The sequence below is a fragment of the Azospirillum rugosum genome (genome assembly GCF_017876155.1).
Lineage (GTDB): Bacteria > Pseudomonadota > Alphaproteobacteria > Azospirillales > Azospirillaceae > Azospirillum > Azospirillum rugosum.
Genome location: NZ_JAGINP010000006.1, coordinates 57843 through 80787 on the forward strand (window position 1 = coordinate 57843; position 22945 = coordinate 80787).

General features: G+C 70.3%; 24 protein-coding genes. 14 read left to right on the top strand and 10 right to left on the bottom strand.

What is annotated here, in order from left to right; genetic code table 11:
- Positions 1 to 2 precede the first annotated feature (2 nt).
- The 5 genes from J2851_RS09985 to tagF all read left to right on the top strand — a co-directional run bounded on the left by J2851_RS09985 (position 3) and on the right by tagF (position 4902).
- On the top strand, positions 3 to 185 hold the full coding sequence (locus J2851_RS09985; RefSeq protein WP_209766124.1) for a hypothetical protein: 183 nt from the start codon (positions 3 to 5) through the stop codon (positions 183 to 185).
- Between the two features lie 138 nt (positions 186 to 323).
- A complete protein-coding gene (locus J2851_RS09990) occupies positions 324 to 566 on the top strand; it encodes a hypothetical protein (protein WP_209766125.1) in 243 nt (80 codons plus the stop codon).
- Between the two features lie 170 nt (positions 567 to 736).
- Positions 737 to 2143 carry a type IVB secretion system protein IcmH/DotU gene (gene icmH, locus J2851_RS09995; protein WP_246500550.1) on the top strand — a complete coding sequence of 469 codons (1407 nt, stop codon included), beginning with the start codon at positions 737 to 739 and terminating at the stop codon, positions 2141 to 2143.
- A gap of 165 nt (positions 2144 to 2308) precedes the next feature.
- Positions 2309 to 4261 carry a type VI secretion system membrane subunit TssM gene (tssM, locus tag J2851_RS10000; RefSeq protein ID WP_246500551.1) on the top strand — a complete coding sequence of 651 codons (1953 nt, stop codon included), beginning with the start codon at positions 2309 to 2311 and terminating at the stop codon, positions 4259 to 4261.
- Positions 4258 to 4902 (top strand): type VI secretion system-associated protein TagF, encoded by a 645-nt coding sequence (gene tagF, locus J2851_RS10005; protein WP_209766127.1) that lies wholly within the window; start codon positions 4258 to 4260, stop codon positions 4900 to 4902. Before tssM ends, tagF begins: the two co-directional genes overlap by 4 nt.
- Positions 4903 to 5103: 201 nt before the next feature.
- Here tagF and J2851_RS10010 read toward each other — a convergent pair whose 3' ends face one another.
- Entirely contained in the window at positions 5104 to 6129 is a 1026-nt protein-coding gene (locus tag J2851_RS10010; RefSeq protein ID WP_209766128.1) for a Fe(3+) ABC transporter substrate-binding protein, read from the bottom strand.
- 240 nt (positions 6130 to 6369) lie between these two features.
- On the opposite strand from J2851_RS10010, the gene J2851_RS10015 reads away from it, so the two are divergent.
- The 3 genes from J2851_RS10015 to J2851_RS10025 all read left to right on the top strand — a co-directional run bounded on the left by J2851_RS10015 (position 6370) and on the right by J2851_RS10025 (position 9012).
- Positions 6370 to 6885 (top strand): invasion associated locus B family protein, encoded by a 516-nt coding sequence (locus J2851_RS10015; protein ID WP_209766129.1) that lies wholly within the window; start codon positions 6370 to 6372, stop codon positions 6883 to 6885.
- Between the two features lie 190 nt (positions 6886 to 7075).
- Positions 7076 to 8641, top strand: coding sequence for a sensor histidine kinase (locus J2851_RS10020; RefSeq protein ID WP_209766130.1), 1566 nt, complete (start codon positions 7076 to 7078; stop codon positions 8639 to 8641).
- Positions 8638 to 9012: a response regulator gene (locus tag J2851_RS10025; RefSeq protein WP_209766131.1), complete on the top strand. Its 375-nt coding sequence runs from the start codon at positions 8638 to 8640 to the stop codon at positions 9010 to 9012. Before J2851_RS10020 ends, J2851_RS10025 begins: the two co-directional genes overlap by 4 nt.
- A gap of 106 nt (positions 9013 to 9118) precedes the next feature.
- Here the strand turns inward: J2851_RS10025 and cobT are convergent, their stop codons facing one another.
- The 5 genes from cobT to J2851_RS10050 all read right to left on the bottom strand — a co-directional run bounded on the left by cobT (position 9119) and on the right by J2851_RS10050 (position 13358).
- Complete coding sequence (gene cobT / locus J2851_RS10030) at positions 9119 to 10987, bottom strand: cobaltochelatase subunit CobT (RefSeq protein ID WP_209766132.1); 1869 nt, start codon at positions 10985 to 10987, stop codon at positions 9119 to 9121.
- An 8-nt stretch (positions 10988 to 10995) separates the two neighbouring features.
- A complete protein-coding gene (locus J2851_RS10035) occupies positions 10996 to 11391 on the bottom strand; it encodes a type II toxin-antitoxin system VapC family toxin (protein ID WP_209766133.1) in 396 nt (131 codons plus the stop codon).
- Positions 11388 to 11654, bottom strand: coding sequence for an AbrB/MazE/SpoVT family DNA-binding domain-containing protein (locus tag J2851_RS10040; RefSeq protein WP_209766134.1), 267 nt, complete (start codon positions 11652 to 11654; stop codon positions 11388 to 11390). Before J2851_RS10040 ends, J2851_RS10035 begins: the two co-directional genes overlap by 4 nt.
- Positions 11655 to 11690: 36 nt before the next feature.
- Positions 11691 to 12695, bottom strand: coding sequence for a cobaltochelatase subunit CobS (gene cobS / locus J2851_RS10045; protein ID WP_209766135.1), 1005 nt, complete (start codon positions 12693 to 12695; stop codon positions 11691 to 11693).
- A 78-nt stretch (positions 12696 to 12773) separates the two neighbouring features.
- The gene (locus J2851_RS10050) at positions 12774 to 13358 is read right to left on the bottom strand and encodes a J domain-containing protein (protein WP_209766136.1); all 585 of its coding nucleotides are present in this window, start codon (positions 13356 to 13358) and stop codon (positions 12774 to 12776) included.
- Positions 13359 to 13513: 155 nt separating this feature from the next.
- Between J2851_RS10050 and J2851_RS10055 the strand changes: the two genes are divergently transcribed.
- Together J2851_RS10055 and J2851_RS10060 are read left to right on the top strand one after the other, a co-directional pair.
- Positions 13514 to 13789 (top strand): BolA family protein, encoded by a 276-nt coding sequence (locus tag J2851_RS10055; protein WP_209766137.1) that lies wholly within the window; start codon positions 13514 to 13516, stop codon positions 13787 to 13789.
- A gap of 250 nt (positions 13790 to 14039) precedes the next feature.
- The gene (locus J2851_RS10060; protein ID WP_209766138.1) at positions 14040 to 14531 is read left to right on the top strand and encodes a ribbon-helix-helix domain-containing protein; all 492 of its coding nucleotides are present in this window, start codon (positions 14040 to 14042) and stop codon (positions 14529 to 14531) included.
- A gap of 68 nt (positions 14532 to 14599) precedes the next feature.
- Here J2851_RS10060 and J2851_RS10065 read toward each other — a convergent pair whose 3' ends face one another.
- From J2851_RS10065 to J2851_RS10080, 4 genes are all read right to left on the bottom strand, one after another.
- Complete coding sequence (locus J2851_RS10065) at positions 14600 to 15205, bottom strand: DUF2889 domain-containing protein (RefSeq protein WP_209766139.1); 606 nt, start codon at positions 15203 to 15205, stop codon at positions 14600 to 14602.
- A gap of 224 nt (positions 15206 to 15429) precedes the next feature.
- The gene (locus J2851_RS10070) at positions 15430 to 15900 is read right to left on the bottom strand and encodes a CBS domain-containing protein (protein ID WP_209766140.1); all 471 of its coding nucleotides are present in this window, start codon (positions 15898 to 15900) and stop codon (positions 15430 to 15432) included.
- A gap of 119 nt (positions 15901 to 16019) precedes the next feature.
- Positions 16020 to 17147 carry a 3-dehydroquinate synthase gene (gene aroB, locus J2851_RS10075; RefSeq protein ID WP_209766141.1) on the bottom strand — a complete coding sequence of 376 codons (1128 nt, stop codon included), beginning with the start codon at positions 17145 to 17147 and terminating at the stop codon, positions 16020 to 16022.
- A 24-nt stretch (positions 17148 to 17171) separates the two neighbouring features.
- On the bottom strand, positions 17172 to 17825 hold the full coding sequence (locus J2851_RS10080) for a shikimate kinase (protein ID WP_209766142.1): 654 nt from the start codon (positions 17823 to 17825) through the stop codon (positions 17172 to 17174).
- Positions 17826 to 18063: 238 nt separating this feature from the next.
- Here J2851_RS10080 and J2851_RS10085 point away from each other — a divergent pair, with 238 nt between their 5' ends.
- From J2851_RS10085 to aceB, 4 genes are all read left to right on the top strand, one after another.
- Entirely contained in the window at positions 18064 to 18204 is a 141-nt protein-coding gene (locus J2851_RS10085) for a hypothetical protein (protein ID WP_246500552.1), read from the top strand.
- A complete protein-coding gene (locus tag J2851_RS10090; protein WP_209766144.1) occupies positions 18185 to 20074 on the top strand; it encodes a hypothetical protein in 1890 nt (629 codons plus the stop codon). Before J2851_RS10085 ends, J2851_RS10090 begins: the two co-directional genes overlap by 20 nt.
- 5 nt (positions 20075 to 20079) lie before the next feature.
- Entirely contained in the window at positions 20080 to 21117 is a 1038-nt protein-coding gene (gene xerD, locus J2851_RS10095) for a site-specific tyrosine recombinase XerD (protein ID WP_209766145.1), read from the top strand.
- Positions 21118 to 21273: 156 nt separating this feature from the next.
- Complete coding sequence (gene aceB / locus J2851_RS10100; RefSeq protein WP_209766146.1) at positions 21274 to 22878, top strand: malate synthase A; 1605 nt, start codon at positions 21274 to 21276, stop codon at positions 22876 to 22878.
- Positions 22879 to 22945: the final 67 nt, after the last annotated feature.

A 22945-nucleotide genomic window follows, 5' to 3' on the forward strand; every position in this document is an offset into this window, starting at 1 on the left:
ACATGTCGGACTATTCCCACGCCGGCCTCAACACCAGCAGGGTCAACGTCACGCTCGAACTGCCGCTCGACGTCTACAAGAGACTGGAAAGGCGCGCCCGTTACATGAGCATGACCGTCGATGCCCTTGTGAAGAGCATTCTGGCGCAGCAGCTTTACGACACAAGTCTGCGCAATATGGACTAGCCCGAAGTCCTTATCCTTGACGATGCCGAATGGTCGCCGGCCGCCTGTGCCGTGATGGCCGCGCTTGATCCGCATCAATGCTCGGACGTCCGTCTTCCGGCAATCCTTCGTCCATCAACGGAAAAGGACGGTGCCGCCATGACGACCGATCCCCGCAAGGACTCCCGCGCCGCAGAGGCGTGGCTGCAACAGCTTCATGAATTTGTCGATGCGCTGAACGTCGCCTTTCTGCTGGCGGCCTTTCTCTTCGCCGTCCTGTCGCTCGTCTGGGCGGTGCACGACCGCAGCGTGGCGGAACTGGTCTGCGCCTTCGGGCTGTTCCTGTGCGGGGCCGGCCTGCTGACCGGCTTCATCGAAAAGGTGGACGGCACCACGGAGTGAGGGGTCCCGTTCGGCCGTCCGCGTCGTTTGGACGCGCGCCGATTCGGGCGGTTTTCGGGTCACACCGGCAAACCTTGTCAATGCGCATAAAACCCTACGATTTCTTCCCGCGCGCGGGCCTGCTATACCTCCTTTAGGGACGGATCATTCTTAAGGGCGGCGGCACGGGTATGGGGACGGACGAACGCGTCGGCGATGCGGCCGTGCGGGATGGCGAAACCTCCGCAGCGCCGGGCCTGCGTCAGGAGACAGGGCGTCCGGAAGGTGTCCGGCCCGAGATGGCGCCGCCGCGCGCGCTGCCGGCCTTCCTGGCCGCCGGTCCGGCCGCCTGGGGCGGGTCGCGCGGCGACGGGCGCCGCCGGGACCGGGCCAGGGCCGACGCGCCGCCGATCCTGCCGGCCCGCCTGCGCGGCGCCACCAACCCGCTTCTGGCCGCCGCCGCTCCCCTGCTCGACCTCGCCGCCGGCCTGCGGGAGCAGGCGGGGCTGGAGGATTCCGAGGGGTTGCGTGACCAGATCCTGGCCGATCTGGCGCGCTTCGAGGCGGAGGCCGCCGCCGCCGGCCTGTCGGCGGAGGAGGTGCGCGTCGCCCGCTTCGCGCTCTGCGCCACGCTGGACGACGTGGTGCGCGCCACCCCCTGGGGCGCCCGCTGCCGCTGGGCGCGGGAGGGGCTGGTCGCGCTGGTGGACCGCGAGGCCGGCGGGCCGGAGCGCTTCTACGACCTGCTCGACACGATGCTGAGCGATCCGCGCCTGCACCGGCCGGAGCTGGAGCTGTTCTACGCCTGCCTGTCGCTGGGCTTCGAGGGCAAGTTCCGCGACAAGCCGCGCGGCGCCCACGACCACGCCCACCTGCGCGACGAGCTGTACCGCGTGCTGCGCCGCCTGCGCGGGGAGCGCGACCGCACCCTGTCGCCGCAGTGGCGCGGCGTGGCGGAGCGGTTCCGGCCGCTGGGGCTCGCCCTGCCGCCCTGGCTGGCGGCGGTGGCGGTCGCCGCCCTGCTTGCCATGCTCTATGTGGAGTGGGGCTCCTCGCTGGCCGGGCGGGCGGAGCCCCTGGCGGCGCGGCTGTCCGGCCTGCTGCCCGACCGGCCGATCGAGATCGTCCGCGGCGTCCCGCCGCCCCCGCCGACGGCCGTGCCGTCGCTGGCCGTCCGGGTCACCAGCCTGCTGCAGCCGGAAATCCGCTCCGGCGCCGTGGCGGTCCTGTCCGGCGACGACGGCGCCCTGGTGATCCGGGTGGAGGGGGCGGGCATGTTCGCCACGGCCAGCGACGTGGTGAAGGCGCGCTACCGCGCCGTGGTGGACCGCGTCGGCCAAGCGCTCGGCCCCGAGGCCGGGCGCGTCGTCGTGGTCGCCCACACCGACGAGCCGCCACCCGGAAGCGGCCCTTTCCCGACGCTCCAGGCGCTGACCGAGGCGCGGGCTCTGGCCGTGCGCCGGATCCTGGAACGCACGGTGGGCGCCCCGCGCCTGTCGTCGGAGGGGCGCGGCGACCGCGACCCCGTCGCCACCAACGCCACCTCGGCCAGCCGGGGCGCCAACCGGCGCGTCGATGTCCGTCTCTACCCCGAATAGGCTGCGGATCCCATGCGCCCTCGCCGTCCCGCCGACCGGGCTTCCTCCGACCCGAACCAGACCGAAGCACCGCCGAAGGGTCCCCGCCCGGACAGGCCCGTCCGTCGGCCCCTTCATCGGGCCCTCCGTCGGCCGCGCCCGGCTGCGGTGCACGTCGCCCCGCGGATGCGCTGGGCCGGGACGCTGGCGGTTGCGCTGTCGGTTGGCCTGTTCGGCTGGGCGGTCACGCCGTTGCTCGGCCTCGTGGGAACGCCGGCGCGCCTGCTGCCGACGCTCGTGGCGCTGGCCGTCTGGGCCCTGCTGAACCGCCGCGAGGATGTGCGGGAGCGGACGGCCAACGCCCGGCTGGTGGAGGCGCTCGCCGCCTCCCGCGATCCGGAGCTGAAGGCCTCGCTGGAGGAGCTGGGCACGGTCCGCGAACGGCTGGACGACGTGCTCGGCCGGCTGATGACGCAGCGCTTCGGCGCGCGCTGGGGCGGGCGCTACCTCTACCAGCTGCCCTGGTATCTGGTGATCGGCGCGCCGGGCTCCGGCAAGACGACGGCGCTGGCCAACGCCCGGCTGGGCGCGGCGCTCGGCGGCGGGCTGGAGGGGATGCCGGTGCAGAATTTGGGCGGCACCCGCAACTGCGACTGGTGGTTCACCGACCAGGCGGTGCTGATCGACACGGCCGGCCGCTACACCACCCAGGACAGCCGCCGGACGGTGGACGGGCGGGTGTGGTCCGGCCTGCTCGACCTGCTGAAGGAACACCGGCCGCGCCAGCCGCTGAACGGCGTCCTGCTGACCATCAGCCTGTCCGACCTCGCGGAGTGGAGCGAGGAGGAGCGGCACAACCACGCCATCACCATCCGCCAGCGATTGGCGGAGCTGCGCGCGCACCTCGGCCTGCGGGTGCCGGTCTACCTGCTGTGCACCAAGGCCGATCTGGTGGAGGGCTTCGCCACCTTCTTCGACACGCTCGACCGGGCGGAGCGCGCGCAGGTCTGGGGCATGACCTTTACCGCAGCCACCGGCGCCGCGGCCGACGCGAAGAGGGACGCCGACCTGGCGCTGGAGCACGGCATCGAGCCGCTGGGCGTCTTCCACGCGCAGTTCGCCTCGCTGCTGCGTCGGCTCGACGAGTGGCTGCCGGAGCGGCTGCACCAGGAACCGGACATCCAGCGGCGCAGCGACGTCTTCGCCTTCCCGCTGCGCATGGCCGACTACGAGGCGGCGCTGGCCGACCTCGTCGACACCGCCTTCACCGCCGAGGCGGAGGAGGAGGCGCCGTTGCTGCGCGGGGTCTACGTGACCAGCGCCACCCAGGCCGGCGCGTCCGCCGAGGCCCCGGCCCAGACCTTCTTCCTGGAGCGGCTGCTGCCCGAGGTGGTGTTCCCGGAGGCGAACCTGGTCGGCGTGGACCGCGCGCTGGAACGCTTGCGGCGGCGGCACGGCCTCGTCGCGCTGGGGGCCGCGGGGGCGGCCGGCGTCGCGGTGGGCCTGTTCGGGCTGAACAGCTACCACGCCAACGACGCGCTGCTGGCGCGGGCGGAGGCGGCGGTGGCCCAGGCCGAGGACAGCATCCGCCTGCTGGACAGCCCGCCGCGCTCGCTCGCCCGCGTGGCGGACACCGACTTCCAGGCCGTGCTGCCGGCGCTCGACGCGCTGCGCGCCTTGCCCGGCGGCTGGACCGAGCGCGGGGGCTGGGTGCCGCTCTCCATGGGCGGCGGGCTCTACCAGGGCGAGCGGATCGGTCGCCCGGCGGAGGAGGTGTACCTTCGCGCGCTGCGCAGCGTCTTCCTGTCGCGCATCGCGCTGCGGCTGGAGGAGCAGCTGCGCACCAACTGGGCGCGCCCGGACCTGCTGCGCCCGGCGCTGCGCGCCTACCGCATGGTCGGCGGGCAGGAGCCGCTGGATCCCGCCGGCCTCGCCGAATGGCTGGCCGCCGACTGGCAGCGCACGCTCCCCGGCCCGGCGCATGAGGAGCGGCGGCGCGCGCTCGGCGACCATCTCGCAGCATTGGTCGACGTCGGTTTCGCCCCCGTCCCGCCGGACGAGGCGCTGGTCGCGCGCGTGCAGGAGGTGCTGGACCAAGCCCCCGTCCCCCGTCCCAACCCGAGCCTTCCGCCCTCATGAGCGCTGGATTCGCGGTCGGATTCCACGGCAAGGTCCCGGCGCGGGGTGACTTCGTCGGGTACGGGCTGCCGCGCGGGCTGCTGATGCTGTGGGACGGCTGGCTATCGGAGGTTCTGGCCGGTGCCGGCCGCCATCTGGGCGCGCCGTGGGAGCGGCTGTTCCAGGCGGCGCCGGTCTGGCGCTTCGGTCTGTCCGCCGGGCTGTGCGGCGACGCGCCGCTGGCCGGCATCCTGATGCCCAGCGCCGACCGGGTCGGGCGCCTCTACCCCTTCACCATCGTGACGACCCTGCCGGCCGGGACGAACCTGGCCGTGGTGCCGGCCGCTTGCGCCAATTGGTTCGCCCGGGCCGAGGCGCTGGCCGCCGACGCCTGCCGCGCCGGGGCCGATGTGGACGCGCTGCCCGCCCGCATGGCCATCCTCGGCCGCCCGGACGTGGAGGGCGCCGACCCGGCGCTGGCCGCCGTGGTGGTGGAGCAGCTCGGCCCCCTGCCGCCGCTCGCCAGCCTGTGGTGGAGCCGCGGCGGCGGGCGCGTCCCCCCGTCGCTGCTGACCTGCTGCGGCCTGCCCGGCGCCAAGCGGGCCGCCGCCTTCCTCGACGGGGCCTGGGGGCGCTGGGGCTGGTTCGACCTGGAGGGGTAGGGCGGGCCGGTGTGTCGGGTTTCACCCGACCTACGAAGCTCTCCGCCGTAGGTTGGGTGGAGCGCCAGCGAAACCCAACAGTCTCCGCATGGCAACGTGTGTCGGGTTGCGCTGCGCTCCACCCAACCTACAAATTTCCCAAAAAAGAAAGGGCGCGTCTCCACCGCTGGGACGCGCCCTCTGTTTTGCGACGGCTGTGGCTTACTTCCAGCCGGCGCGGTCCATGATCTTCAGGGCCTCGGCGTTGTTCTTGCCGTAGACGGCGGCGTTCAGCGGGTCTTCCTTGAAGGTGCCCCAGCTGACCAGCACCGGCGCGGTCGGCGCGCCCGCGACGATCGGGTACTCGAAGTTCTTCTCGGTGAACATGCGCTGGGCGTCGGGGCTGATCAGGTACTCCAGGAACTTCTCCGCCGACTGCTTGTTCGGCGCGCTCTTGGTGATGCCGGCGCCGGAGATGTTCACGTGGGTGCCGCGGTCGCCCTGGTTGGGGAAGATCACGCCCAGCTTGTCGGCGATGGCCTTGTCCTCCGGCTTGGTGGAGGAGGCGATTCGCGCGAAGTAGTAGGTGTTGGACACCGCCACATCGCCCTCGCCGGCGGCCACGCCCTTGATCTGGTCGGTGTCGCCGCCTTGCGGCTTGCGCGCCATGTTGGCGACGACGCCCTTGGCCCAGGCTTCCGTCTTCGCCTCGCCGTTGGCGGCGAGCAGCGCGCCGACCAGCGACTGGTTGTAGACGCTGTTGGAAGCGCGGACGAGGACGCGGCCCTTCCAGGCCGGCTCCGCCAGCGTCTCGTAGCGCGGCAGGTCGGCCGGCTTCACCGTGGCCTTGTTGTAGACGATGATGCGGGCGCGCTTGGAGATGCCGAACCAGTGCCCCTCCGGCTCGCGCAGGTGGGCCGGGATGGCGGCCTCCAGCGCCTTGTTGCGGGTGGGCTGAAGCAGGCCAGCCTCCTGGGCGCGCCACAGGCGGCCGGCGTCGACGGTGATCAGCACGTCGGCCGGGCTGTTGGCGCCCTCGGTCTTCATGCGCTCGATCAGCTCGTCTTCCTTGCCCTCGATCACGTTGACCTTGATGCCGGTCTGCTGCGTGAAGGTGTCGTAGAGGGCCTTGTCCACATCGTAGTGGCGCGAGGAGTAGACGTTCACCTCCGCGGCGCTGGCCCCGACGGACGCGAGCAGCGTGGCGGTGAAGGCGGCGGTCAGCGCGGCGCGCGTTCCGATGTGCATCCTGATTTCTCCCGATGTCCCGATGGCCGTGCGGTTCCTAGTTGCGAACCGTTCTCACCGGCACCTTGGCCGGAGGAGGCTGCTCTGTCAAGCGAGAATGATAACTGTTCTCACGAAGCGGTTGCGGAAGCTTCTGGCGAAAGGAGGAAGGCCTTGTACCACTTTTGGGTATGCCTATAATCCGCGCGGGCGGTCCGACGCCCTTCCACAACACTCCGCGACGGTTGAGGGGCAAAGACGATGCGTTGGAAGGTTCTCATCGCTTTTGGTGCGGCGCTGCTGTCCGCGACCGCCGCCGTCTCCCCGGCGTCCGCCGTGGACTTCTCCAAGGCCGCCGGCGAGTTCGGGCCGGAAGGGGCGTGGACGAACCGGTGCGAGATCGACCGCATGACCGACAGCAAGGTCTGCCGCCTGATGAACTACCGGCTGTTCGACGACGGGAAGGAGGTCGGCTTCGTGGCGCTCAGCGTCATCCCGACCGGCAACGACTTCCACCTGTTCCTGACCACCAGCCAGGGCATGGTCGAGAACTGCGCGATCCGCGTGGACCGGCAGCCGCGAATCGAAACGCAGATCGCCACGCTGAACATGTGCATGTTCCCGAACTTCGTGTCGGGCCGCGTGGTCGACCAATTCCGCAACGGCTCCACCGTGCTGGTCCGCGTCAACTTCCTGCGCGCCGGCAAGCGCGACATCGACTTCCCGCTGAACGGCTTCTCGCGGAACTTCGAAGAGATGCAGCGAAGCCTGCAATAGCGGGCGTCGTCAGGATCGAATCGGGAGAAACGCGCCTCGCGGTGAGCGCGGTTGGCCGCTGCGTGGAAATAGCGATGACGTCGCCCGAAAAACGGGCACCTCCTTGCGAGAACGAATATCATGCCGGGAGGCTGAAACGGTGGCGCAGCCTGGCCGTTATTCTCGCCAGCATCTTGCGGGGGGAATGGCCATGGAGGCGAGTACCGGCTACGGACACCGCGGCACCTTCGTTGGCGAGAGCGCCACGCCGACGACAAGGAGGGTAATCGGTGCCCTGTGCATCGCCTTCGTCCTCGCGACGCTCGCGGTTCTTCCATTCGCCGCCAATCCTGGTCCGGTCATTCCGGCCGTCACCACCACATTCGGCGCGGGTGTGCTGATCGCTGACCTCTGCACCGGCTATCTGCTGCTCGTCCAGTTCCGCGCCGTCCGCACCGTGTCGCTGCTCCTGCTGGCCGTCGCCTACTTCTACAGCGCGGCGATGGCGCTTCTGCACGTGCTCAGCTTCCCCGGAGCCTGGATCGTCGACCGTGCGCTGATCGGCACTCCCCAATCGGTGGGATGGCTGTTCATCTTATGGGTCGTGGGCTTCCCGTCCCTCGTCCTTGCCGCCATCCTCGCCGAAGCCCGCCGCGGAGAATGGCGGATCGCCCCCGAGCGCATCGGCGGAGTCATCCGCGCCACCATGGCGGCCCTGGTCGTGGTGGTGCTCCTGCTTGCGCTGGCCGCCACGACCGGACATGACTGGCTGCCGCATGAACTCCAGGGCAACGTCTTTGCCACCTGGGGCAATGCGGCCCAGTGGACGTCCGTCTTGCTCTCGACGGCCGCATTCCTTCTCCTCTGGTTGGTCACCCGCGGCCGCAACCTTCTGTTCGGCTGGCTCGGCATCGCCTTGATCGCCTTCGCCGCCTTCAACGCGCTCGCGGTGGCGGGGGGCGCCCGCTACACCGTCGGGTGGGATCTGAGCCGGGTGAGCGGCTTCGTCTCGGCCAGCCTGCTCCTGGTGTTCTTCCTTGGCCAGTTCGCCAAGCTCCATCGCTCGCTGCGCGAGGCCAACGAAACGCTCGAAGGGCGCGTCGCCGAGCGCACGGTCGAACTGGAAGCCTCGAACCAGCGGCTGCGGAAGGCGCTCGACGAACGGAACCTCCTGCTGCGTGAGGTTTACCACCGGGTGAAGAACAACCTTCAGGTCATCGACAGCATCATCGCCATCCAGGGCGCCACCTTGGACACGGCTGGGGCGGACGGGTTTCTGAACGATTTGCGCCAACGCATCAACGCGCTCGGCCTCGTGCATCAGCAATTGATGACGTCGGACGATCTGGTGACCTTCGACATTCGGCCCTTCCTGGAGGAACTCCGGACCAGCCTCCAGGCGGCGATCCGTGGCGAACAGCAGGGCGTCACGATCTCCGTCGAGGCCGATCCCTTGCGGGTTGACCTGGACTTCGCCATTCCGCTCGGCCTGATCGTGACGGAACTGGTGCAGAACGCCCTGAAGCACGCATTCCGCGACGGCGGCGGAACGTTGCGGGTCCACCTCAAGCACCACGCCGACGACGCGCTGCTGCTCTCGGTCCAGGACGACGGCGGTGGTTACTACCGGCCGGATGGAACTCCGGCGAGGACGGACGCGTTAGGGTTGACGATCGTCCAAGCGCTGGTCGCACAGTTGGAAGGGGAAATGAGCATGTCCGACGTCGGAGGAACCAAGGTCGACGTGCGGATGCCTCGGCCCGAGGTCCGGGCATGACGGACGAGATCACGTGCGTCCTGGTGGTCGATGATGAGGCATTGATCGCGCTGGGCCTGACGGTCACCCTCCGCTCCATGGGCCTGCGGGTCTGTGGAACGGCGGCCACGGCGGAGCAGGCCATCGCCCTGGCGCAGCAACACCGTCCCTCCCTCGTGCTCATGGACGTCCGTTTGAAAGGGCAGGCGGATGGCGTGGACGCAGCCATCGAGATTCACCGGACCGTCGGCTCGTCGGTCATCTTCATCACCGGATCGCGGGAACCGGAAACGGTGCAACGCATCCAGCAGGACCACCCCGCGGGCGTTCTGTTCAAGCCGATCCTGCCCGTTCACCTGAAAGCGGAGATCGACAGGGTTTTCGGGCACTGAATAGGATTGCGACCCGCTTTGGACCGCGGGGGCGGACCCGGCCTTCCAAGGTCAACAGACCGATGGCGGGACCGGAGGTTCCCCCCGCGCTCTTTCCGGCGCGACATTACCGCCAGATGCCGCCGCGGCCACGGCGGTCGTCCTCGTCGAACAGCTCGGCCAGCTTGTTCATCATGGTGCCGCCCAGCTGCTCCGCGTCGACGATGGTGACGGCGCGGCGGTAGTAGCGGGTGACGTCGTGCCCGATGCCGATGGCCACCAGCTCCACCGGGGAGCGGGTCTCGATGTACTCGATCACCTGCCGGAGGTGGCGCTCCAGATAGTTGCCGGAGTTGACCGACAGCGTCGAGTCGTCCACCGGCGCGCCGTCGGAGATGACCATCAGGATGCGCCGCTGCTCCGACCGGCCGATCAGGCGGTTGTGCGCCCACATCAGCGCCTCGCCGTCGATGTTCTCCTTCAGGATGCCTTCGCGCAGCATCAGGCCCAGGTTCTTGCGCGCGCGCCGCCAGGGCTGGTCGGCGGCCTTGTAGACGATGTGGCGCAGGTCGTTCAGGCGGCCGGGGTTCGGCGGCTTGCCCGCGGCGATCCAGCTCTCGCGCGCCTGCCCGCCCTTCCAGGCGCGGGTGGTGAAGCCCAGCACCTCCACCTTCACCGCGCAGCGCTCCAGCGTGCGGGCCAGGATGTCCGCGCTCATGGCGGCGATGGAGATCGGCCGGCCGCGCATGGAGCCGGAATTGTCGATCAGCAGCGACACCACCGTGTCGCGGAAGTCCGTCTCCTTCTCCTTCTTGAAGGAGAGCGGCAGGACCGGGTTCACGACGATGCGGGCCAGCCGGGCGGCGTCCAGGATGCCCTCGTCCAGGTCGAACTCCCAGCTGCGCTGCTGCTTGGCCAGCAGGCGGCGCTGCAGGCGGTTGGCCAGCTTGGAGATGACGCCCTGGAGGTGCTGAAGCTGCTGGTCGAGCATGTGGCGCAGCCGCGCCAGCTCGTCCGGGTCGCAGAGGTCGGCGGCGTCCACCACCTCGTCGAACTGGGTGGTGAAGGGCTTGTAGGCGTTGGGGTCGGGCTCGTTGCGGCCGCGCGCCTCCGGGCGCCAGGGCTGGCCGGGGCCGGCGGGCTCCTCGGCGCCTTCGCCCTCACCCATCTGGGTGTCGCCCTCCTCGCCGGTGCCTTCCTCGGCCTGGTCGCCCTCGTCCGACTCCTGCATCTCCTGCGAGGTCATGGAGTCGGTCTGGCTCTGGACGTCGTCGGAACCCTGGGTCTGGCCGCTGTTCGGCTCGTTGTCGTCCTGCTCGTTGTTGCGCTCGTCCTCCTCGCTCTCCTCCGGCTCGTCGGGCTCGTTGCCGACCTCCATGTCCAGCTCGGCGAGCAGCTTGCGCACGGCGCGGGCGTAGGCGTCCTGGTCGCCGATGTGCTCGGCGAGGCCGTGCAGGTCGGTGCCCAGCTTGTCGACGATCCAGGGGCGCCACAGGTCCACCGCGTGGGCCGCGGAGGGGGGAGGGACGGCGCCGGTCATGGCCTCGCGCGCGATCAGGCGCAGGGCCTCGGCCAGCGGCACCTGGTCGCGGTCTTCCATCCGGTCGAAGCCCTGCCGGTGGTAGCGCTCGTCGAGCGAGGCCTCCAGGTTGGCGGCGATGCCCGGCATGTTGTTGGCGCCCAGCGCCTCGCAGCGAGCCTGCTCCATGGCGTCGAAGGCGGCGCGGGCGGTGTCGCCCAGCGGCATGCGCTGGAGGTGGATGGCGTTGTCGTGGAAGCGCAGCCGCAGCGACGCGGCGTCGGCCGCACCGCGCAGCTTGGCGACGTCCTGCGGGTTCAGGTCGCGCGCCGGCGTCGGCACGCGCACGCGCAAGCCCGCCACGCCCGGCGGCTCGGTGGAAAAGCCCACCTGCACGTCCGCGCGACGCGACAGGGCGCGCACCGTGGCGGCGGTGGAGCGCTTGAAGGCCTCGACGGGATTTTCGCGTTCGGTCATGGCGGGCTTCAGGTAAGAGGCTGGAATTCCGGCAGCCGGGCTGCCTTGCGGTCGAAGGTCAGGGTGGTGGTGCAGCCCTGGTCCCGGTTGCAGAGGCCGATCAAGGCGTCGGAGAAGTCGAAGCCATTGCGGTAGAGGGCCAGAGCGGCTTGGGCCGCATCTTCGCACTCGACCTGGATGGCGGAGTTCCCGAGAACGAGGTCGAGGATACGGGCGATGTCCGTGCGGCTCCGGCGCATGACGCCTTCCATCACCCACACGAACTCGCACAGGACGACACGGTCGACGAAGCAGATCTCCCCGGCGGCCACGGCCGCGCGAACGGCTGTCCGTGCCTTGGCCGACTGATCCGGATCGTCCTCGATCACCAGACGAAGAAGAACGTTGGTGTCGAGGCCGATCACGGTTCCGTGTTCCGGCTTCTGTTGAAGCGCTCGACCGCCTGTTGGCGGATCGCCTCGTCCATCTCCTCCTGGGTGACGGCACGCTCGAAGGTGCCGCCACAGCCGATGAGATCTTCCAGCGTGTGGGGACGGGGGCGGACCACGATGCTGCGGTCGCTCCGCAGGACCAACTCCACGCGATCCCCGGGCTTCACACCCAGCTGGTCACGCAAATCCTGCGGGAGCGGCAGCTCACCGTTCGGTCCAACCCTGATGTATCCCATGGCTGTTGCTCCCTCGGCCGGCCCCTGCCGCTCGCCTTACACCAGGTTCGCCTGCACCCCCGTCTCCGGCAGTTCGGTGCCGAAGCAGCGCTGGTAGTATTCGGCGACCGTCGGGCGCTCCACCTCGTCGCACTTGTTCAGGAAGGTGATCCGGAACGCGAAGGCGATGTCGTTGAAGATCCGGGCGTTCTCGGCCCAGGTGATGACCGTGCGGGGGCTCATCACGGTGGAGATGTCGCCGTTGATGAAGCCGGCGCGGGTCAGGTCGGCCAGGCGCACCATGGAGGCCACGGTCTTGCGGCCGGCCTCGTCGTCGTACTCCGGCACCTTGGCGGCGATGATCTTCACCTCGGCGTCCAACGGCAGGTAGTTCAGCGTCGCCACGATGTTCCAGCGGTCCATCTGGCCCTGGTTGATCTGCTGCGTGCCGTGGTACAGGCCGGTGGTGTCGCCCAGTCCCACGGTGTTCGCGGTCGCGAACAGGCGGAAGCCCGGGTGCGGGCGGATGACGCGGTTCTGGTCGAGCAGCGTCAGCTTGCCTTCCACCTCCAGCACGCGCTGGATCACGAACATCACGTCCGGGCGGCCGGCGTCGTACTCGTCGAAGACCAGCGCGCAGGCGTGCTGAAGCGCCCAGGGCAGGATGCCTTCGCGGTATTCCGTCACCTGCACGCCGTCGCGGAGCACGATGGCGTCCTTGCCCATCAGGTCGATTCGGCTGATGTGGCTGTCCAGGTTGATGCGGATGCAGGGCCAGTTCAGGCGCGCCGCCACCTGTTCGATGTGGGTGGACTTGCCGGTGCCGTGATAGCCCTGGACCATGACGCGCCGGTTGTAGGCGAAGCCCGCCAGGATGGCGAGCGTGGTGTCGCGGTCGAAGCGGTAGGCCTCATCGATGTCCGGCACATGCTCCGTGCGCTGGCTGAAGGCCGGCACCTGCATGTCGCTGTCGATGCCGAAGACTTGACGCACCGACAGGGTGATGTCGGGAACGTGATCGAACAGGGCCGAGCTGGCCTGGGTGGCTCCTTGAGAAGGCATGGGAGGTTCTTATCGTTCCAGCGAGTGTCTGTGGTCGGGTGCGGCCCGGCCGAACGGATCCGGCCCAACCGTCAGGGTTCATACACCATAGCAGGCTTTTAGAGTGTTGTAGGCCTGATTGATCTCCTTCAACTTCTCTTCGGCCGCCTTGTCCCCGCCGTTGGCGTCGGGATGGTGAATTTTCACCAGCTCGCGGTAGCGGGCCTTGATCCGCGGGAAGTCCACCGGCGGGCTGAGGTTCAGCACCACCAGCGCCTCCTCCTCCGCGGTGCGGGCGGCCTGGCGGCGCTGCTTCTGCTCTTCCGACTGGCCCTTGCCGGCCTCGCGGCCGAACTCGAAGCTGAAGCCGTGCATGGCGCGGTCGCGCAGGAACTTCTCCTGCACCGCCCAGAAGCCGAGCGGCCAGCTGGGCCGCTGCCACGTCGTGTCGCGGCGGACCTCCTCCTCGATCTGCTCGGGCTTCATGCCGGCGTAATAGTCCCAGGCGCGGTTGTACTCGCGCACATGGTCCAGGCAGAACCAGTAGTAGTCGTTGAGGTGGGTGCGGCTCTTCGGCGCGCGGTATTCGCCCTCGCTCTCGCAGCCCGGATGGTCGCACGCGCGCGTCGCGGTGCGGGGCCGGGAGAAGCTGCTGAAGTCGTAACGAGGGCGCTGCTTGGTCATCAGGCAAGTATGGGAAGAGGCACCCACTCTGGCAAGCGCACGCAAGGGGCGGGTCCCATGACGCGGAAAGACCGCCGGAAACCTTGACACGGGCTCGGCCGTGGTCCCTCCTCAGCGGCGCACCCAACCGCAGGACACCGTCCAGGATCCCCGCCATGGAATACGCGACCCGCATCCGCCAGAAGCTGACCGACGCCCTGGCCCCCGAGACGCTGGACATCGCCGACGAGTCCGGCCGCCACGCCGGCCACGCCGGGGCCCGCCCGGAAGGGGAAACCCACTTCCACGTCACCATCGTCTCCGCCGCCTTCGCCGGAAAGTCGCGGGTGGAGCGGCAGCGCATGGTCTACGGCCTGCTCGCCCAAGAAATGGCGGAACGCATCCATGCGCTCGGCCTGACCACGCTCACGCCGGACGAGGCCAACCGGTAACAACGCCGACTAGAACGGCACCGGGACCGCTTTCGCCGCCGTCAAAGCGGCAGCGGAAGCGGCCATCGGAAATGCATACATATGCGTGCAACCATCGGGAGTCCTTTTCTCTCCGGTCAGCATAATTTGAGTGCGGCTATGGTTGCAATTCTCGCGGTATTTAGTACAGTGCGGCACATGCAACCATTTATCGCGCCGTGACCGACGCACCCCTCGCGCGTCACCGGCGGCTTCGTGGAGAGAGCGGCGGATGGCGAAGCGCGGGCCGAAGAAGCGGGTGAGCACCATACCCAGCCTGGGGGTGGAGCCGCTGAAGAGCATGAACATCATGGTGGGCGGCCATCGCACCAGCATGCGGCTGGAACCGTCCATGTGGGACGCGCTGGAGGACATCGCGCGGCGCGAGGGGCTGACCGTCAACAAGCTCTGCACCCAGATCAAGGAGCGGCTGGACGAGCAGGCGCGGCGCAAGGGCCTGGCGGCGGACAGCGTGGAGGTGACGCTGACCTCGGCGGTCCGCGTCTTCATCGCCGCCTATTTCCGGCGGGCCTGCACCGAGGACGGCCATGTGCGGGCCGGCCACGGCGGCGGCGACCCCTTCGTCGGCACGCCGTTCGAACTGCCGCAGCAGGAGGATCTCGACCAGCCCGCGGGCGACGCCGGCCCCCAGGCGATCGCGGCGCCGCCGGGCTTCCCGGCCATGGGCTTCACCGACGTTTCGCGCGCGACCTACGAATCGTAGCCCGGGCGAGTCGCAAGCCCGGCGCCGGGACCAACGGGCGAAACGGACCAAAAGGCGGTGGGAGGCGGTCAGTCGGCCGCTTCCGCCGCCTTTTCCGTACCGCCGGTGTAGTGGTCGGGCCAGTTCTTGCGCACGACCTCGCCGTTGCTGTCGAAGATGTGGCAGGTGTTCAGCAGGACCGGCCGCTTGGTGCTCAGCATGGCCTCGCCCGTTTCGCCGCTCTTCGCCTTCGCCGCCTGTTCGCGGGCCAGGATCGGGTAGATGGTCTGGAACGCCGTGGTCGCGACCGGGCCCAGCAGCTCCACCAGATGGGTGCAGCCCTGCACGCCGCCCAGACGCTCCTTCACGGCGCGGGTCCAGCCGGTGGCGATCTTCAGCCCGACCAGGCGCTGGAAGTTCGGGAGCACCGCGCCGCAGGTGCGGTAGGGGCTCTTCTCCGTCACCGCTTCCACTGCCCGGACCGTCAGGCTGTCGTCCACCGTCAGGCGGATCCACATGCCGTGCACCGGGTCGCCGGGCAGGATCTGTCCGCGCTGCTCCGTGGTGAATTCGTAGGCCTTCACATCGGTCAGGTGGCCTTCGATGTCCCACAGGCCGTCGGCCCGCCGAAAGCCCCGGCAGGTGACCTCCCGGGTGTGGATCGGCTCGCGGGCGGCGGGTTCGGACAGCGGCATGGGGCTCTCTGGTCTCGGGTGGTCCTGGCCGATTCGATGCAAACCGGCCCGTTTTCTTGGCAGAGGCCGTCTTGCTGGGACGGCGTGTTTGTGGGTTGAAGGAATATCGGCGGGGCCAGCGTTCAGGTCAAGCCGGCCCCGCCGCATTGCAGCATCAACTGGGCAACATCAACTGGGCAACATCAACTGGGCAGCATCATCCGGGTTCCATCAGCCGGACCCCATCACGGGGACATGCCGACGGAATAGTTCGACCCGAAGATGAAGGCCTCGCGGTCGCGGATCTCGTCCTCCAGATGCGCGCGCACCACGGCGAACAGGTCCCGGATCGACACGATTCCCAGCACCGCGCCGCCGTCCGGCCCGTCGGCGGTGACGGGCAGGTGGCGGTAATGGCGCCGCTCCATCAGCTCCAGCGCCTCGATGGCGCGGGCGTTCGGCCCCAGCGTGTCGGGGTTGGCGGTCATCACCTCGGCAAGGCGCGTGGCGGCGGCGTCGCGGCCGGCGGCGACGACTCGGGCGGTCAGGTCGCGCTCCGTGACGATTCCCTTCAGCAGCCGGCCTTCCGTCACCAGGACGGCGGCCACCCGCCGCTCCGCCATCAGCACGGCGGCGTCGCGGGCGGTGGCGTCCGGCGGGAGGGTTGCGAGCTGCTGGTCCTTGATGACGTCGGGCATGAGCTTGCGATTCGGCATGTCTCTACTCCCTCGTTGGGCAGCGACTCGGCGCCCGATAGGGCGCGAATCGAGACGATAGGGAATTCTGACAGTTCGTTCAGCCAGCGGTCAAGGCATCCGGTTGTGATACCCGCGCGTCAATTCCCGGAAACGGCATCCTCCAGCAGGGCGCGCACCTGCGCCGGCTCGACGTCGCGCAGGGTGAAGGCGTCGCCCAAGCCGCGCACCAGCACGAAGGTGATGCGGCCATCCTTCACCTTCTTGTCCTTGGCCATGGACAGGATCAGCCCGTCGACGTCCCACTCCACCCCCGGCACGTCGGTCGGGCGGACCGGCAGGCCGACGCCGGCCAGATGCGCCCGCGCCCGGTCGGCGTCCGCCGCGGGGCAGAGGCCGAGCCGCACCGACAGGTCGAAGGCCAGGACCATGCCGATGGACACCGCCTCCCCGTGCAGCAGGCGGGCGCCGAAGCCGGTCGCCGCCTCCAGCGCGTGGCCGAAGGTGTGGCCGAGGTTCAGGAGCGCGCGGTCGCCGCTCTCCCGCTCGTCCACGCCGACGATGTCGGCCTTGGCGCGGCAGCTGGCGGTGACGGCGTACCGGCGGGCGTCGCTGTCGCCGGCCACCACGCGGGGGCCGTTCTGCTCCAGCCACGCGAAGAAGTCGGGCAGGCGGATCAGCCCGTACTTCACCACCTCGGCGTAGCCGGCCAGCACCTCGCGCCGCGGCAGCGTGTCCAGCGTGGCGGTGTCGGCGATGACCAGCTTCGGCTGGTGGAAGGCGCCGATGAGGTTCTTGCCGTGCCGGCTGTTGATGCCGGTCTTGCCGCCGACCGAGCTGTCCACCTGGCTCAGCAGCGTCGTCGGCACCTGGATGAAGTCGATGCCGCGCAGCGCCGATGCCGCGGCGAAGCCGGTGATGTCGCCGATCACCCCGCCGCCCAGCGCCAGCAGCACGGCCGACCGCTCGATCCCGCGCTCCAGGATGGCGTCCATCAGCCGCTCGAAATGGGCGAAGTCCTTGGTCTTCTCGCCGGCCGGCAGGACGATGGCCTGGGTCGGCTCCACGCCGGTCTCGCGCAGGGTGCGTTCCAGCGTGGGCAGGTGCAGAGGCGCGACGTTCTCGTCGGTGACGACGATGGGGGCCCGGCCCCGGGTGACCGCGGCGATGCGCGGGCCGGCGTCGGCCAGCACGCCGTCGCCGACCAGGATGTCGTAGCTGCGCGGACCGAGGTCGAGGCGGACGGTGTCGGTGACGGAAGTGGTCATGGTCGGGTCCCGGTCCGTGCTGTGTCAGGTCTTGTCGGAGGAATGGGCGGCGTGGTGTCGGTGGTGGCCGCCCTGATGACCGCTGTGCCGCAGGGCGATGCCGAAATGCGCCTCCAGCGCGTCCAGCACCTGCTCCACCGTCGCCTCCGGCGGGCGTTCGTCGCTGATCACCGTCAGGTCGGCCTCCGCGTAGACGGGGTAGCGGGCGGTCATCAGCCGCTGCAGGATCTCCTTCGGGTCGCCGGAGTTCAGCAGCGGCCGGTGGGTGCGCCGGGCGGTGCGCGCCAGAAGCACGTCCAGCTCCGCGCGCAGCCACACCGACAGGCCGTGCCGACGGATCATCGCGCGCGTCTCCGGGTCCATGAAGGCGCCGCCGCCGGTCGCCAGGATGTGCACGGGCTGCTCCGTCAGCAGGCGGGCGATGATCTTGCGCTCCACGGACCGGAAGACCGCCTCGCCGTCGCGGGCGAAGATTTCCGCGATGGTGCAGCCGGCGGCCGCCTCGATCTCCGTGTCGGCGTCGACGAAGGGCAGGTGCAGGCGCGCGGCCAGGCGCCGGCCGATGGCGCTCTTGCCCGCACCCATCAGGCCCACGAGCACGACCGTCTTCGGCAGGGTCTTCGCCGGGCCTGAAGGCGGGCTCTGAGGCGGGGTGTGTGACGGTGCGCGAGCGGTCATGACGTTGCGAAATCCCTGATACCGGCGTCCAAATCCAGACCTGCCGCACGACCGGTTGTTGCGCCGAACCGTGCCGTGCGTCTAAGGTGGTACGTCCTGCGGTCATCGACCATCGGGTCAGCGGCGCGGACGGGTTCGCGATGCTTTAGCATGAAGCGCATCCTTGTCCCAAGCCGCACGGACGCAGACCGTGATACAGCGCCGCCGTTCCTTCCACAGAAACACGTCACCGATCACCATGAGCCGGGTCATTTCCGTACTCTTCGTCCTGCTTCTGCTCGTTGTCGGCGGCGGCATGGCGTTCCTCGCGTCCTGGGACATGCCGGCACCGTCGAAGACGGTGGAAAAGGTCATTCCGGATGAGCGGTTCCCCCGCTGACGCCGGGATAACCGCCGGGCGACCGCGCCGGCCCGCGGCCTTCACCGTCGTGGCCGCCGGTGCGTTCGCCGTCTCGACCGCTTTTTCGATCGCAGCGCCGGCGCTCGCGCAGGACAGCCGCGTCGGCCCGCCGATTCGGCTGGTGCCGGTGCTGCCGCCCGCAGCACCCCCCGCTGCCGTTCCGCCGCCGCCCGTGACGCTCGTGGAGCCGCCGGCACCCCAGCCCCCGTCCTTCGACGTGGTGCCCAAGGTGGCGCCTCCCGCCGCGATCCAGGTGGAGACGCTGGGGCCGCTCGACCCCGACGGGGCCGGCACGCTGGACGGCGCCCGGGGCCTGGGCGGCAACCCCTGGCAGGGCCTGCCGCGCGCCGTCCTGCTGCGCCTTCTGCCCGAACTGCCCGTCGCCACCCCGTCGCCCGCCGTCAAGGAACTGCAGCGCCGGCTCCTGCTCAGCCGCGGTTCGCCCCAGGCGGCCCCGGGCGAGCCCGCCCCGCCGCGCCGCTTCGGCGCCCTGCGGGTGGAGAAGCTGGCGGCCATGGGCGACCCGCGCGGTGCCGCCGACCTGGCGTCCCTGCTGCCCGAGGTCCTGGCCGACGAGGGCGCCGCCCGCGCCCTGACCGACGCGCAAATGCTCGCCGGCCCCCTGGACTGCGCCGCCGCGCAGGAGCGTGCCAAGCCCTTTGCCGGCGCCTATTGGCAGCGGGTGGAGTTGTTCTGCCGCCTGCGCGCCGGAAAGGCGGCGGAGGCCTCGGACGCCGGCCTCGCGCTCGACATGCTGCGGGAGCAGCCGGGCGGCGACCGCCTGTTCCCGGCCCTGGCGGAGGCGATGGCCGGCGGCCCGCCGCCCGCGCTGCGCGGCTTGCCCGGCTTGAAGGATCCCGGCCCGGTGACCCTGGCGGCCCTGCGCGCGCTCCAGTTCGGCGCGCCGCCCGACGTCCTGGCCCTGACCGACCCGGCGCGCCTCGCCGCCGTGGCCACCAGCCCGGCGACCGACCCCGCGACCCGCGTCACCGCCGCCGAGCGCGCCGCCGCGGCCCTGTTCCTGGACGCGCGCCAACTGGCCGACGCCTACCACGCGGTTCCCTCCAAAGGCCCCTCCAACAGCGAAGATCCGGTCCAGTTGAAGGACATGGCGGCCCGTGACCGCTCCGCCCGCACGCGGGCGCTGGTGCAGCGGGCCTTCCTGGCCGCGATGGACGGCCGGCGCCGGGTGGAGCTGGCGCGGCTGGCCGTGGACCTCGTGGACGCGCCGCTGCTGGCCGGTCCGCTGGGGGCCGCGGCGGCGGGGATGCTCGACACCGTGTCGCCGACCCCGGACGCCGCGGCGCTGGCCCCGGCCGCCGCGCGTCTCTATTTCGCGCTGGGCCGCGCCGACGCGGGCCGGCGCTGGCACGACCTCGCGCTGCGCGGCCGGCCGACGGCCGAGGTGGCGCGGCTGTGGCCGCTGTCCGTAATCGCCAGCGGCGCCCCGGCGGGGAACATGGGTCTTGCCGGCTGGATGGACGAGGCGCTGCGCGGCGCCGACGCCGCGGCCCGGGCGCGAGTCGCCGGCCAGCTCGCCCTGTTGCAGGCGGTCGGCGTGACGGTGCCGGACGACGCCTGGCTGCGCGCCGCCGACGGCGAGGCCCCTGCGGCGCAAATGACTCCCATGCTTCCGAACCCCGCTTTGTGGGAGCGGCTGAAGGACGCCTCCGCCGCCGGCCGGACCGGGGAAACCGTGCTTGCCGCCCTTCTGCTGCTGGGGGAGGGTGGGCCGGCCGCCGCCTCGCCCGTGGTGGTGGCCCGTGTGGTGGCGGGCCTGCGCGCCGTGGGCCTGGAGGCCGACGCCCGCGCCGTCGCCCGCGAAGCCGCCGCAGCCCTGGCTGGATGACCCGAATGCCCCCAAAGACGACCCAGACGAAGCCCCCCGCCAACAGCACCGGGGCCAAGCGGCGCGGACGCCCCTGCAAGCCGAGGCCGGTCGCCGCGTCGCCGCACGTGGACGCTTTCCTCGACATGCTGACGGCGGAGCGCGGGGCCGCGCTGAACACGCGCATGGCCTACGAGCGCGATCTCGCCGACCTCGGCCTCTGGCTCGCCCAGCGCGGCCTGCCGCTGGACAAGGCCGGGACGGAGGACCTGCGCGGCTATCTGGCCTACCAGCACGCGGCCGGCGGCGGCGACCAGAAGCCGGCCGCCCCGCGCACCGTGGCGCGGCGCCTGTCGGCCATGCGCCAGTTCTACCGCTTCCTGGTGTCGGAAGGGCGGCGCCAGGACGACCCGGCCTCGGCGCTCGACAGCCCCAAGCAGGGCCGGCCGCTTCCCAAGATCCTGACGGTGGACGAGGTCACCCGCATGATCGACGCCGCCCAGACCCGCGGCGGGCCGGAGGGGCTGCGGCTGGTGGCGCTGCTGGAGGTGCTCTACGCCACCGGCCTGCGCGTGTCGGAGCTGGTCGGCCTGCCCATGGCGTCCATCCTGCGCGACGGGCGCGGCCTGATCGTGCGCGGCAAGGGCGGGAAGGAGCGCATGGTCCCGCTGTCGGAGCCCGCCTCGGCCGCGCTGGCCGCCTACCTGCCCTGGCGCAGCCACTTCATCCTCGCGGGTCGGGAGGGCGGGCCGGTGGCCTTCATGTTCCCGTCGCGCAGCTCCACCAACGGCCACCTGACCCGCCAGCGCTTCGCCCAGCTGCTGAAGGAGCTGGCCATCGAGTCGGGCATCGACCCGGAGAAGGTCAGCCCCCACGTGCTGCGCCACGCCTTCGCCACGCACCTGCTCGACCGCGGCGCCGACCTGCGCTCCGTCCAGAAGATGCTGGGCCACGCCGACATCGCCACCACCCAGATCTACACGCACGTGGTCTCGGAACGGTTGAAACAGGTCGTGCACGAGCACCACCCCCTGGCGCGGCGGAAGACCGTACGTACGCAATAGTGTTACGCCGCGACCGCTTGGCACGACCGATCCGTGCGATGCGCCATTGGTTCGACCCCCTCCGCTGTGGTATATCCCTGAACCAATTGGGCCAATTGGCCAACTGGTGTTGAGCGGCCACGCAACGACGCGCCGCTCCGTTCGGGGGGAACACGCATGGGCACGACCATTTCCGGTCTGGAGATCCTGGGTCCGATCAAGCCGGGCTTCGACGCCATCCTGACGCCGGAGGCGCTGGCCTTCCTGGCGGAGCTGGAGGGGCGCTTCGGGTCGGAGCGGCTGCGCCTTCTCGATGTGCGCGCCAAGCGGCAGGCCCTGCTGGACCGGGGGGAGAAGCCGGGCTTCCTGCCGGAGACCCGCGCGGTGCGCGAGGCGGAGTGGACCATTGCCCCGCTGCCGCACGACCTGCTCGACCGCCGGGTGGAGATCACCGGCCCGGTGGAGCGCAAGATGATCATCAACGCGCTGAACTCCGGCGCGAAGGTCTTCATGGCCGATTTCGAGGACTCGCTCTGCCCGTCCTGGACCAACCAGGTGGAGGGGCAGATCAACCTGCGCGACGCCGTGCGCCGGACGATCAGCCATGACGACCCGGCTACCGGCAAGAAGTACCGGCTGAACGACAGGACCGCCGTGCTGAAGGTCCGCCCGCGCGGCTGGCACCTGGAGGAAAAGCACGTCCTGCTGGACGGCGAACCGATCTCCGGCGCGCTGTTCGACTTCGCGCTCTTCGCCTTCCACAACGCCAGGGAATTGCTGGAGCGCGGCTCCGGCCCCTATTTCTACCTGCCGAAGCTGGAAAGCCATTTCGAGGCGCGGCTGTGGAACGAGGTGTTCACGCTGGCCGAGGATTACCTGAAGATCCCGCACGGCTCCATCAAGGCGACGGTGCTGATCGAGACGATCCTGGCCGCCTTCGAGATGGACGAGATCCTCTACGAGCTGCGCGACCACTCCGCCGGCCTGAACTGCGGGCGCTGGGACTACATCTTCAGCTTCATCAAGAAGTTCCGCAACGACCCCGCCGCCGTCCTGCCCGACCGGGCGGAGGTCACCATGGCGACGCATTTCCTGCAGTCCTACAGCCTGCTGGCGATCCGGACCTGCCACAAGCGCGGCGCCCCGGCCATCGGCGGCATGGCCGCCTATATCCCTGTGAAGGACGATCCGTCGGCCAACGAGACGGCCTTCTCCCGCGTCCGCGCCGACAAGGAGCGGGAGGTGTCCAACGGCCACGACGGCACCTGGGTGGCGCACCCCGGCCTCGTTCCGGTGGCGATGGAGGTGTTCAACACCTACATGCCCACCCCCAACCAGATCGACCGCAAGCGCACCGACGTGACCGTCGCCGCCGCCGACCTGCTGACGGTGCCGGACGGGCCGAAGACGGAGAAGGGACTGCGCAACAATGTCGCGGTCGCCATCGGCTACATCGAGGCGTGGCTGCGCGGCATCGGCTGCGTGCCGCTGTTCAACCTGATGGAGGACGCCGCGACCGCGGAGATCAGCCGCACCCAGGTCTGGCAGTGGCTTCACCACGGCGCGGCGCTCGACGACGGCCGCCCGGTCACCATGGAGCTGGTGGACGCCGTCATCGACGAGGAACTGGCCGCCTGGAAGGACCGCGTCGGCGCCGCCGCCTTCGACGTCGGCCAGTACGAGGAGGCCGCCGTGCTGTTCCGCGACCTCGTGGAGCGCAAGGACTTCGTCGACTTCCTGACCCTGCCCGCCTACGACCACATCGTCGCCCAGGGGGTGTGAGCGGGGGCTTCCTTGGGCGGCGGTTCGGCCGTTACCATATCCCGCTGAGCCGGGAGGCCATAAACCG